Below are 11,901 nucleotides of genomic sequence, written 5' to 3'. Positions count from 1 at the left end.
CTTTTCATTATACCACATTTTCCCCTACGAAAATAGCCTTCTAGGAAGACTTTTCTCCTAGAAGGCTCGATTTTTAAAGTGTAGCAAAAGTGGTCACGATGCGTTGGCAAACCTCTTCCAGTACTGACTTCGGCATAGCCACATTGAGGCGGGCATGAAGAGTTCCCTCCTCTCCAAAGTCCAAACCTCGATTCAAGATAACCTTGGCTTCATTCTTCAAAAGCTCTTGCAAGCGGTCATCCGTTAGCTCATAGACTGAAAAATCAAGCCAGATCAAGTAGGTACCTTGTGGTTTCATGACCTTAATCTTGGTTTCGTTGCCCAAAATATCCACTACATAGTTAATGTGGTCCTCGATGACTTCTTTTAACTCTCCTAACCAGTCCTTGCCATAACGGTAGGCAGCTTCTGTCGCCAAATACCCCAAGCCTGAGATTTCATGTTGGTTATTGGCCAACTGGCGTTTTTGGAAAGCCACACGAAGCTTTGGATTTTCAATAACTGCATAGGAATTTTTCGTCCCAGCAATATTAAAGGTCTTAGTGGCACTGCTCAAGATAAGGGCAAAGTCTTTAAAAGCTGGATTAATGGTATTGAATGACTGGTGTTTGTGACCAAAGAGGGCCAAATCTTGGTGAATCTCATCTGAAACCAACAAAACACCGTGTTTTTGGCAGAGATGCCCAATCTTTTCTAACACTTCCTTTTCCCAAACACGTCCACCAGGATTGTGGGGATTGCAAAGGATATAAAGCTTCACATCCTCTTCCACCAATTCCTTCTCCAACTGGTCAAAGTCAATCTCAAACAGCCCGTCCTTTTCCACCAAAGAATTGGTAATCAATCTGCGATTGTTCAGTTTGACACTGCGGGCAAAAGGTGGATAGACCGGTGTGTTAATCAGAACAGCCTCTCCTTCTTTTGTAAAGGCTTGAATGGCTGTTGAAATAGCTGGTACCACACCCTCGATAAAGACGAGGGCATCCTTATCAAAGTGATAGCCATGTTGTGTGGCTTCCCAGTCCTGAACCGACTCAATCAAAGCATCACTGGCATAGGTATAGCCATAGACCAACTGATCTGCGTAGGCTTGTACAGCTTGTCGAACTTCAGGCAAAACCACAAAGTCCATATCTGCTATCCAAGCTGGTAGAACTTCTCGATCAGCTTCCGCTTCTTTCCATTTATAGGTATGATGCCCAAAACGATTGGGCAGGCTTGTAAAATCATATTTTCCCATATCTATCTTATCCTTCCAAAGCTTGTCGCAAGTCCGCAATCAAATCTCTGGCATCCTCAATCCCAATTGACAAGCGCAAGAGGTCATCTGTTAAGCCATAGGAATGACGCACTTCTGCTGGAATATCCGCATGGGTTTGAGTCGTCGGATAGGTGATCAGGCTTTCCACCCCACCTAAACTCTCAGCAAAAGAGAAGACCTTGAGGCTATTTAAAATATGAGGAATACGTTTTTCATCCACTACTTTAAAGGAAATCATCCCCCCACGTCCTGTATAGAGCACTTCCTTAACAGCAGGTGAATCCTTCAAAAAAGCAACCACTTCTTGGGCATTGGCTGTCGAACGTTCCATACGAAGAGGTAGAGTTTTGAGACCACGAATCAACTGATAACTATCAAATGGTGACAAGACCGCACCAGTCGTATTCAAATTGTAGAAAAGTTGCTCATATAGTTCTAAACTATTAGTCACAACCACCCCAGCTAAAACATCATTGTGCCCTGCTAGATACTTGGTAGCAGAATGAAGAACGATATCCGCACCATCTTCAATCGGACGTTGGTAAATTGGACTGTAGAAGGTATTGTCCACCACTACCTTGGCACCTTTGGTATGAGCAAGTTTTGTAAGTTTTGCAATATCAAATTCCAACATCAAGGGATTGGTTGGTGTTTCGATATAGAGAACATCCACATCTTTCTCTAACTCAGCAATTAGCTCTTCTTCTGTATTGGCATAGGTAAAATGGAAACGGCCTTCTTGCTCCACTTGGTTGAACCAACGGAAAGAGCCTCCATAAAGATCACGCACAGCCAAGACTTTACTTCCTACTGGAAAAACACTAAAAGCTAGTACAATCGCAGCCATACCTGAGCTTGTCGCTAGGGCATAGTCTGCTGATTCGATTGCCGCCAAGACTTCCTCCGCCTTACTGCGAGTTGGGTTTTTGGTACGAGTATAGTCAAATCCCGTAGACTGACCGAACTCCGGATGCTGATAAGTGGTTGAAAAATGAAGCGGTGTTACCAAGGCACCTGTAGCCTCATCTGACTTGATCCCAGCCTGGGCCAAAATTGTGTTGATGTGTAGTTCTTTGCTCATACAATACCTCCAAATCTATAGTAACTATTGTACCACTTATTTTTACTAACTCATTTTCTTGTTTTCAAGAGCTAGTTATAGTTTCAAACTATATAAAAACGATAGTTCCTTGAGAAACTATCGTTTTTCCTGTTGAATAGACTGATTATTTAACGTGTTTTGCCAGTTCTTCTTGGGCTTTTTTATTTGATTCTTCTTTTTCTTTCAGCCATTTTCCTTTAGCTTTTTCATACTCATCAGTCGTTACAGTCTTATCTTGCAACTTGAGGTACTTGTATGATTCGACACCCTTATTTCCAGCTTGTGAGAATGGTGATGAGAATGGAACTGTCTTTCTCAAGGTCGGTGTTCCACCCTGAGAAACGTTTGGAATTGCAAGGGCGCTATCAACGAGCCAAGCTTGAATTTCAGCATATTTTTCATAACGTTTTGCTGGTTCTTGCTCCTTGTTCGCTTCTTCTAACATTTGAGTGTAAGTATCCAGACCAACTGCCTTAGCCTTGTCATTGACCTCACCTGGTTCTAGACCAATGTTTTGCAACATACCACCGTTATTGACATTTAAGATATCAAGATAACTTGATGGATCCAAGTAGTCCGCACTCCAACCGCCATTATAGATATCAAAGTCTTTTTGAGCTGCAGTTTGAGCTAGGTAGCTAGAGTTGTCAAAGTCATCTGTTGATAGCTGTTGGATATCGATAACCACATTCTCAGCTCCTAGAACAGATTCGATGGATTGTTTTAAAGAGCTCGCTTCAAGTACACCTTTTTTAGCTGATTGGTCTACAGATACATCCAAGTGGATTGGGAATTGCACACCCTTAGCTTCCAATTCTTTCTTAGCTTCTGCAAATTTAGCTTTAGCCTTGTCAGGATTGTAGTATGGATCTTGTGCGTCCGCAAAGTTGATTCCTTGCCATTCTTGGCCATAGTTGACCATCTTTTCTGAAACAACATCGCCAAAGTCTTTTCCGTTGATACTTACAAACGTAGGAGGTACAACCAAGTTACGAATAATCTTTGTTGCTCCGTCCTCCCCTTGAGATTGTGCTCCATAGGCTGTACGGTTATAAGCATAGTTGAAGGCTTGACGGAAGTTTTTATTCAAAACTGCTTCTTGGGTTGATTTCTTTTCGATATCTGATGATTTAGACGTGAAGTTATATGATTTTCTATCCAAGTTGAAGTTTATGTAATAAGAAGTTGCATTTTGCATGCTATAGATGATGTTATCCTTGTTCTTCTCTTTAATTCCTTCAAAGCTTGAGCTATTTGGATAGAGACGCGCGTAGCTATAGACTCCTTCTACAAAGTTACGTGCTAGTGCATCTTGGTCACTACCATCATAATAGGCCAATTTCACATCATCCACAAAGACATTTTTTTCATCCCAGTAGTTGGGATTTTTCTTGAATTCGATAACAGATTTTGAAACAAACGATTTCATCAAGAAAGGTCCATTGTACAAAATACTAGAAGGGTCTACCTTACCAAAGTCATCCCCTTTTGATTTTAAGAAATCTGCATTGACAGGGAAGAGAATGGTTGAAGTTGTTTTAGAATTCCAATAAGATTCTGGACGTGTCAAAGTGTACTGAACCGTTTGGTCGTCAATCGCCTTAACACCGACAGTTGAAAAGTCAGTTGTTTTCCCGTTGATATAGTCATCCAAACCTGCTACCGAGTCTTGAACCAGGTACAAGGCTTCGGATTTTTTATCAGCAGCATATTTCAAACCTGTCACAAAGTCTTGGGCCGTTACAGGGGCGTATTCTTCACCCTCATAAGTATACCATTTTGCATCCTTACGCAATTTGTAAGTATAGGTCAAACCGTCCTGAGAAACAGTCCAATCCTCTGCCAATGATGGAACATAGTTACCATATTGGTCATTTTCCATCAATCCATCCACCAAATTGGTCACGATGTCGTTGGTTGTTGCACGGTTTTCTGCAAGATAGTTCAAACTAGATGGATCGCTCGAATAAACATAGTTATATGTTTTAGTAGCGCTATTTGAATTTCCACATGCGCTCAGTAAGATACCTGCGCTTAACACGACACTTGCAAGTGTCAGATACTTGGCCTTAGACTTTTTCATTTCCAGAACCTCCTGTTTAAAAGTTTTGTCTTATTATACAGCTTTAGTTTTATTTAGTCAAGTAATTTCTGAAGAAAAACTTAAAAAAACATATTTTTTGCTCTTAATTTTAGAAAAAGTTCTCTTTTTTTAAGAAAAATGTAGTATAAAAACCTTTCTGTTAAAGAAAGGTTAAATTTATTACTTTTATTTATAAATCATTTTATGATATTTTCAATCGTGTACGTAGGCGGTCTGCTTGAGCTTTGCCGATTATCTTGTCCAAGAGTCGTGTCCGTAGGCTCATCAAACCATAAAGACCTCCTCCAAGCCCTCCGATGAGAGCCACATAAAGGAAACTCCAGAAACGGCCACTTGGCTGGAAGACAAAACCGAGTAGCCACTGCAAGAAGCCAACTAGGATAAACATGACAAGGGTCAAGATGGTAATCAAAATGGTTCGCTTCAAGATAATCTTTCGACGAGCACCCGTTACCTGGCAAATGTCTCGGTGCATCAGGACATTTGGAATAATCAAGCCGATAGTCGTTGAAATCAAGGGACCGTAACTATGGAAAATAGCAATGGTTGGCAATTGCAAGACGATCTTAGCAATGGAACCATAGATGAAGTAAAGAACTGCCTTGCGGTTTCGGAACATGGCCTGAAGCATAGGAGACAAGACCATATACAAGCCTAGGATAGTAGACTGCAAAACTGCAAAGACAAATAAGCCCATGGCCAGACTATCTGGCTTACCGTAAAAAACTGTATAAAGAGGCTCCCCTACCATGACCACTCCAACCGTTGCAGGCAGTAGAAATAAGAAGAGCATGGTAAGGCTATCTTGGACTAGGCGAGCCGCCGCCTGCAAGTCGCCTTTTACATAGTTTTCCGTCAACAGCGGCAAGCCGACACTCCCGATTGAAACTCCCACAGAGATTAAAATCATGGTAATTTTATTAGGATTGGCTGAGAAATAAGAAAACATGACAACCAAGTCTTCATTGCTGTAGTTAGTAAACCACTTCATACTATTGATAAAGGTCATCTGGTCTAAGATTTGGAAGAGTTGAATGGCTGATCCTGTCAGGATAAAGGGAATGGCTTCCTTGATGGTATCGACTAAGAGTCGCTTACTATTGATTTTATCCCGTGTTTCAAAAACTCTTTTGAGCAAACCTTCTTGGGCAAGAAAGTAGATCAAAACTGCAAAACTTGCCACCATCCCCACAAAGGCTGCAAAGGTCGATTGGGTAACGGCTGATAAGTAGTCACCAGAACCCATCTTCATAATGAAGAAGGTTGCCATCAACATCCAGATAACACGGATTACCTGCTCGGCGATTTGACTCATAGCATAGGGTTTCAGGTTATTCATCCCTTGGAAGAATCCTCGGATGACACTCATAGATGGGAAAATCAAGACTGCCCAAGCCAAGCTCTGCATGATGGGAATCAGGTCTTTCCCCACACCTGACAAATCTGCTAACCAGGGAGAAAAGAGATACAAGACCAAAGCAAAGACTAAGCCCAAGCCCGTCATAAAGCTTAGGAAACTCCGAATCAAGGCAAAGCTATGCTCTTCTTCTCGCATGGTATTGTACTTAGCTACTTGTTTGGCGACCGCAACTGGGATACCCGCTGTCGAAATCAGCAAGAACCAGGCGTAAATATTGTAGCCCATGGTAAAGAGTCCATTTGCCTTAGCAGCATAGGTCCCCATCCAGATATACCAGGGAATAATGTAGATAGCACCAAGGAGGCGACTAATAAAGTTACTAGCTGTTAGCCAAGCAGTCCCTCGCAACATCTGGGCTTGCTGGTGATTGTTTTCGTTAGACATAGCTTCCTCATTCAATTTTGATAACTAGGAAAAGTTCCTTATCTTCCATTATAAACTTTTCCTTGTTACTTGTAAAATTCGGGCTTGAAGTTTATAATAGAAAGTATGATTAAGATTGAAACCGTATTAGATATTTTAAAGAAAGATGGCCTTTTTCGTGAGATTGTTGACCAAGGACATTACCACTACAACTACAGTGAAGTTGTTTTTGATAGCATCAGTTATGACAGCCGAAAAGTAAAAGAAGGGACTCTTTTTTTTGCAAAAGGTGCTGCCTTTAAAAAAGAATATCTGCTCTCAGCTATCTCGCAGGGCTTAGCTTGGTATGTCGCAGAAAAGGACTACGAGATTGGTATCCCCGTCATCATTGTGAACGATATCAAGAAAGCCATGAGTTTGATTGCGATGGAATTTTATGGTAATCCGCAAGAGAAACTCAAAATTCTCGCTTTCACAGGGACAAAAGGAAAGACAACAGCTGCTTACTTTGCTTACCACATCCTATCTCAACGCTACCCAACAGCTCTCTTGTCAACTATGAATACAACTCTGGATGGCAAGACCTTCTTTAAATCTTCCTTCTCAACACCTGAAAATATCGATCTTTTCGACATGATGGCTCAGGCTGTTAAGAATGGAAGAACCCATCTTGTAATGGAAGTCTCTAGCCAAGCCTATCTTGTTCATCGAGTCTATGGTCTGACCTTTGATGTAGGTGTCTTTCTTAACATCACTCCTGACCATATCGGTCCGATTGAGCATCCAAGCTTTGAAGATTACTTCTACCACAAACGTCTCTTGATGAAAAATAGCCGAGCAGTTGTCATTAATAGCGACATGGACCATTTTTCTGTATTGAAAGAACAAGTGGAAGATCAAGAACATGACTTCTATGGTAGCCAGTCAAGTAACCAAATCGAGAACTCCAAAGCCTTTAGCTTTTCCGCTACAGGTAAACTCGCTGGTGATTATGATATCCAACTCATCGGCCACTTTAACCAAGAAAATGCCGTTGCTGCAGGACTTGCCTGTCTTCGTCTAGGTGCCAGTCTTGAAGATATCAAAAAAGGGATCGCTGCAACCCGCGTCCCTGGACGTATGGAAGTTCTCACTCAGAAAAATGGAGCCAAGGTCTTCATCGACTACGCCCACAATGGTGACAGTCTGAAAAAACTGATTTCTGTTGTTGAAACTCATCAAACTGGAAAGATTGCTCTGGTTCTCGGTTCGACTGGAAACAAGGGTGAAAGTCGTCGCAAAGACTTTGGACTCCTCCTCAATCAACACCCTGAGATTCATGTCTTTCTCACCGCTGATGACCCCAACTATGAGGATCCAATGGTCATTGCTGAAGAAATCAGTAGCTATATCAGTCATCCTGTTGAAAAGATTGCCGATCGTGAAGAAGCCATCAAGGCAGCGATGGCCATCACAAATCAAGAACTCGATGCTGTGATTATTGCAGGCAAGGGAGCTGATTGTTACCAAATCGTCCAAGGAAAGAAAGAAGACTATCCTGGAGACGCAGCTATCGCAGAACGTTATCTATAAAAAAAATCAAGGGAAACATTCCCTTGATTTTTTTAGTCTTCTTTTTTAAATGAATTTTTAAGACCTTCAACGGCACCTTCTACAGCACCTTTAGCATCTTCTACAACTTCTTTTGCTTTGGCAACTGTTTTTTCTACAGCACCTTCTGCTTCAGTTTTGCTATCACCAGTAACTTTCCCAAATCCTTCTTTGATAGCACCAGTTGCTTGTTCCAATTTATTTTCAAGTGACATAGCTCTGTCTCCTTTGCTTTTAATACGATAAACGTTATCGCTTACATTCAGTTTATGCTTATTCTTTAGTAAAGTCAAACAATCTGCTCAAAATGAAGCAATTAAGGTAAATAGAAAGTCAACCGTTCCTTGTCAAAATCAACAGCCAACTCATACTTCCCTTCTTCATTTTGAACAATATAGCCCAAGACGACTAGACTCTCAACGAAGATATCACGCCGTTTCTGCATAAGCTGGTCCTTTTTGAGGAACTTGAGCAAAAACGTCGTCATATACTTGAGAGCATACTCAGGATTGACATCTCCTAAAATGGCATAGAGTTCTTGCTGTTTTTCTGTCAAAGGATATTGATTCTTGACCTTGTAGAAATAGTTGGACAAGGTCATCTTTTCTCTTGCAAAGTCCGTAGGTTCGACTAAAATGGCGGCATTAGTTTGATTGCGTAATTCTGTCTCATAAGTCTTCTCCAGCAAGGCTTGATAGACTGGGCTGTCCTCTCTGATAAAAATCTCTTGGTCAAGGGATAGATTACCTATCGATTCTAGAAAAGGGAGATTAAGGGAATAACGTTTGTTTTCCCTTAGGATCAAGCCTGCCTTGATAAACTCTTCCATGAGCTTATCAACTGCTACATCTGGAAACTGAGCCTTAATTTCTCGGAGGATCACATCATCATGCTGGTCCAGATAGTCCACCAAATCTATAAAAAATGGCTGTCGAGTCAAACGAGATGGGTTAAAAATCTGAATCATGAAGATTCCTTTCTTTACATTCTAAAAGAGGGGATGCTGCTAGTTGACTAGGATTGGTCCCTGGCTGATTCAGAGGCACAGGAAATTTGAGTTTCCTGTAATATTCCCTCCAAAAATCACTAATCTCCTGCTCCCCATCACCAAATTTCATGGGAATAGTTTCAAAAATCGGTAGGATTTCAGCGATATACTGGGAGCAATAAAAGCCATTCCCATCCGGATAAAAAGAGGCATTATAGGGTGCACCCAAATGTTTGCTAGCTCTCTCCTTTACCAAGTCAGCTTCCAGCTCTGGATAGACATAAAGATCGTAGAGATGAGTTGGTTCAAAAAATTCAGCCGGTTCTTGACAAATGACACCAGCTTGTCCACTAGCATGGTAAATGAAACCGTCCAAAAAGATGGCTACATGACTATAGTTCCCAGTAGAATCCTGGATAGCCTGACCCATATCTGAAAGGTCCTTCACAAAAATCAAATCGCCATTTTCTAACATCTTTCTCTCCTAGAAAAAAAGGAGCCGAAACCCCTTTAGCTATATGGAAAACACCGTTTTCTCGTGTCAATCTCCAGTCAAATAATTACCATTTAAATAATTCATTAACTATATTATAAGAATCACTCTAGCTGAAAATAATAAAGCAGACCCAAACTTCCAAAAGACAGAGCTAAGTATAGGATTCCTATTTGCAATCCATACAAATGCCAAAAACTACCACTAACTAAAATAAAAATCGATGTTTCAGCAACGAGGCGATGCCATTTTTTAAAAGCATGTGGAGATTTTGGTGCCATATATCGCGCCCAAAATAAGATTAATAGAACTGCTAGAAGAAAAAATAGGAATTTTTCCAGCCAAGAAATTTGTATCACAGATACGGAGAAAAGACCAAGGATTGCCACAACCTCAACCAAAAAGCGCAGTCCTTCAATCAATCGCATCATGCTATCACCTTCTATAAATAGTCAAATTAACAGTTCCAAATATTCCTTAAAAATTACCCATTAAAGCTTTCAGTCAACTGAGGCACCACTTGTTTCTTACGTGAAACAGCACCTGGAAGGAATGCGTGGTTGTTTTCAAGTTTGAAGTTAAAAGCTGTTTCCACCTTGTCCATGTTTGATCCAAGAGCCAAAATTTCTGAGTTTGAGTTGACGATGTCTGTAATCATCAAGACAAAGTCTGAGTAGCCGTTTGCTGCATTAGCCGCTTGCATTGCATCTTCAATTTCTGCTTGGCGTTCCAAGACTTCAGCAATATCAACTGTATTGACTTGGGCAACACGAACCTTATTTCCGTTGAGTTCAAAAGTCTTAACATCGATATCAATCAATTCTTCAGCAGATTTACTAGCCAAGTTTGTGCCAGCTTTCAGCATAGCAAGACCGTACTCTTCTAAGTTGACACCAGCCAATTCAGCCAATTCAGGCGCAATCACTTTATCAGATGGGTGAGTTGTTGGTGATTTCAAAAGAAGAGTATCTGAAATCAAACCTGAAAGCATCAAACCTGCGATTTCTTTAGGAACAGCTACACCATGCTCTTTGAACATGCGGTAAACGATAGAAGACGCTGATCCAACTGGTTCCAAGCGCATGTAAAGTGGGCTGGCAGTTTCAAAATTAGCCACACGGTGGTGATCCACAACTCCGTAAACTTCTACTTCAGCAATATCTGACACTGATTGTTGGAATTCATTGTGGTCAGTCAAGATGACTTGCTCTGCACCTTCTGCTTTAGCAGATGTGATAACGCGTGGTGCTTCTACACCAAAATAGTTCAAAACGAAGGCTGTTTCTTCATTAGGAGTTCCAAGTGCTACTGCTTCTGTGTCCAATCCATAAGCTTCTTTTGCAAGGTAAGCAAAGGCTACAGATGACCCGATGGCATCTGAGTCTGGATTTTGGTGACCAAATACTAGAATCTTAGACATGATAATACCTCTTTAAATTTATTCATCTTATTGTAGCACTTTTTTCCTCTTTTGACAAAAGTAAGAGGAGCCAAAAGACTCCTCCTTAGACATCAATATGGTTGACTAGATTTTTCTCTTGATTTTCAGATAAAAATCGTTCTTTCTGAGGACGTTTCTTTCGTTTGAGGAGAGCCTCGGCAGACATGGCTTCTTCCTTACTGGCAAAACCCTCTACATAGATGAGTTTGACTGGCAAGCGAGCTCGGGTATACTTGGCTCCCTTACCACTATTATGAACGGCAAGGCGCCTCTTCACATCCGTTGTATAGCCCGTATAGTAAGAACCGTCGCGACACTCCACCACATACATATAGGCCTTATGATCCATAGTAAATCTCTTGAATTTCTGGTGTATAAGAACCATCATCATTGTGAACGATGAGTGGTGGCAAGACCTTAAAGCCACTGGTCGATCCATCCTTGATAGCTTCGATTAAGAGCATATTAGCCTCCTTCTCACGTTTAGGATAGACAAATTGCAGGCGCTTGGGTGCCAAATTATGGCGTTGAAGCATGTCTAAGATATCCAAGAGCCGATCTGGACGATGAACCATGGCCAAACGGCCATTAGACTTGAGAATACTCTGAGCACTACGGCAAATTTCTTTTAGGTTAGTCGTAATTTCGTGTCTGGCCAGAAGGTAATGTTCACTCTCGTTCAGATTAGAATGCGGATCCACCTTAAAATAAGGCGGATTGCACAAAATCATATCCACCTTACTTCCCTGAATGTGGGCAGGCATATTTTTCAAATCATCACAGATGACCTGCATCTGCTCTTCCAAGCCATTCAACTGAACCGAACGCTCTGCCATATCCGCCAAGCGCTCCTGAATCTCTACAGATATTATCCGCGCCTGAGTACGTGAACTAGCAAAAAGTCCCACTGCACCATTTCCAGCACAAAAGTCCACAATTAAACCCCGTTTAGGGAAGCGAGGAAAGCGTGATAAAAGAACACTATCCACCGAATAGCTAAACACCTCTCTATTTTGGATGATTTTGATATCTGTCGAAAAGAGCTGATTGATTCGCTCTCCTGGTTTTAATAATTGTTCTTCTTTCATACTTTTATTATAACAAATAATGTTAATATTACAAATGGTTTAGATAATCGT

At 41.2% G+C, this 11,901-nt stretch carries 12 protein-coding genes; 1 reads left to right on the top strand and 11 read right to left on the bottom strand.

Annotated features, from left to right (window positions below; genetic code table 11):
- Positions 1 to 73: 73 nt before the first annotated feature.
- The 4 genes from KX728_RS03165 to KX728_RS03150 form a co-directional block, all read right to left on the bottom strand.
- Entirely contained in the window at positions 74 to 1,240 is a 1,167-nt protein-coding gene (locus KX728_RS03165) for a MalY/PatB family protein (RefSeq protein WP_000521336.1), read from the bottom strand.
- Positions 1,241 to 1,247: 7 nt separating this feature from the next.
- Positions 1,248 to 2,342: a cystathionine gamma-synthase gene (locus KX728_RS03160; protein WP_000031951.1), complete on the bottom strand. Its 1,095-nt coding sequence runs from the start codon at positions 2,340 to 2,342 to the stop codon at positions 1,248 to 1,250.
- Between the two features lie 145 nt (positions 2,343 to 2,487).
- Entirely contained in the window at positions 2,488 to 4,446 is a 1,959-nt protein-coding gene (locus KX728_RS03155; protein WP_215804844.1) for a peptide ABC transporter substrate-binding protein, read from the bottom strand.
- Between the two features lie 202 nt (positions 4,447 to 4,648).
- Positions 4,649 to 6,271, bottom strand: coding sequence for a putative polysaccharide biosynthesis protein (locus tag KX728_RS03150; protein WP_215804845.1), 1,623 nt, complete (start codon positions 6,269 to 6,271; stop codon positions 4,649 to 4,651).
- A gap of 105 nt (positions 6,272 to 6,376) precedes the next feature.
- On the opposite strand from KX728_RS03150, the gene KX728_RS03145 reads away from it, so the two are divergent.
- On the top strand, positions 6,377 to 7,822 hold the full coding sequence (locus KX728_RS03145) for a UDP-N-acetylmuramoyl-L-alanyl-D-glutamate--L-lysine ligase (protein WP_070696316.1): 1,446 nt from the start codon (positions 6,377 to 6,379) through the stop codon (positions 7,820 to 7,822).
- A gap of 32 nt (positions 7,823 to 7,854) precedes the next feature.
- Here KX728_RS03145 and KX728_RS03140 read toward each other — a convergent pair whose 3' ends face one another.
- From KX728_RS03140 to KX728_RS03110, 7 genes are all read right to left on the bottom strand, one after another.
- Complete coding sequence (locus tag KX728_RS03140; RefSeq protein ID WP_000051185.1) at positions 7,855 to 8,055, bottom strand: CsbD family protein; 201 nt, start codon at positions 8,053 to 8,055, stop codon at positions 7,855 to 7,857.
- A 101-nt stretch (positions 8,056 to 8,156) separates the two neighbouring features.
- A complete protein-coding gene (locus KX728_RS03135; protein WP_125441798.1) occupies positions 8,157 to 8,807 on the bottom strand; it encodes a DUF1803 domain-containing protein in 651 nt (216 codons plus the stop codon).
- Positions 8,791 to 9,303: a YiiX/YebB-like N1pC/P60 family cysteine hydrolase gene (locus tag KX728_RS03130; protein WP_000892233.1), complete on the bottom strand. Its 513-nt coding sequence runs from the start codon at positions 9,301 to 9,303 to the stop codon at positions 8,791 to 8,793. Before KX728_RS03130 ends, KX728_RS03135 begins: the two co-directional genes overlap by 17 nt.
- 122 nt (positions 9,304 to 9,425) lie before the next feature.
- Positions 9,426 to 9,752, bottom strand: coding sequence for a DUF2568 domain-containing protein (locus KX728_RS03125; protein ID WP_000985025.1), 327 nt, complete (start codon positions 9,750 to 9,752; stop codon positions 9,426 to 9,428).
- Between the two features lie 53 nt (positions 9,753 to 9,805).
- Entirely contained in the window at positions 9,806 to 10,741 is a 936-nt protein-coding gene (locus tag KX728_RS03120; RefSeq protein ID WP_215804846.1) for a manganese-dependent inorganic pyrophosphatase, read from the bottom strand.
- A gap of 85 nt (positions 10,742 to 10,826) precedes the next feature.
- Positions 10,827 to 11,111 carry a GIY-YIG nuclease family protein gene (locus KX728_RS03115; protein ID WP_000349631.1) on the bottom strand — a complete coding sequence of 95 codons (285 nt, stop codon included), beginning with the start codon at positions 11,109 to 11,111 and terminating at the stop codon, positions 10,827 to 10,829.
- The gene (locus KX728_RS03110) at positions 11,101 to 11,850 is read right to left on the bottom strand and encodes a tRNA1(Val) (adenine(37)-N6)-methyltransferase (protein ID WP_000657018.1); all 750 of its coding nucleotides are present in this window, start codon (positions 11,848 to 11,850) and stop codon (positions 11,101 to 11,103) included. Before KX728_RS03110 ends, KX728_RS03115 begins: the two co-directional genes overlap by 11 nt.
- Positions 11,851 to 11,901 lie beyond the last annotated feature (51 nt).

The organism is Streptococcus oralis (genome assembly GCF_019334565.1).
GTDB classification, from domain to species: Bacteria; Bacillota; Bacilli; order Lactobacillales; family Streptococcaceae; genus Streptococcus; species Streptococcus oralis_CR.
This window is presented reverse-complemented; position numbering and strand designations above follow the sequence as displayed.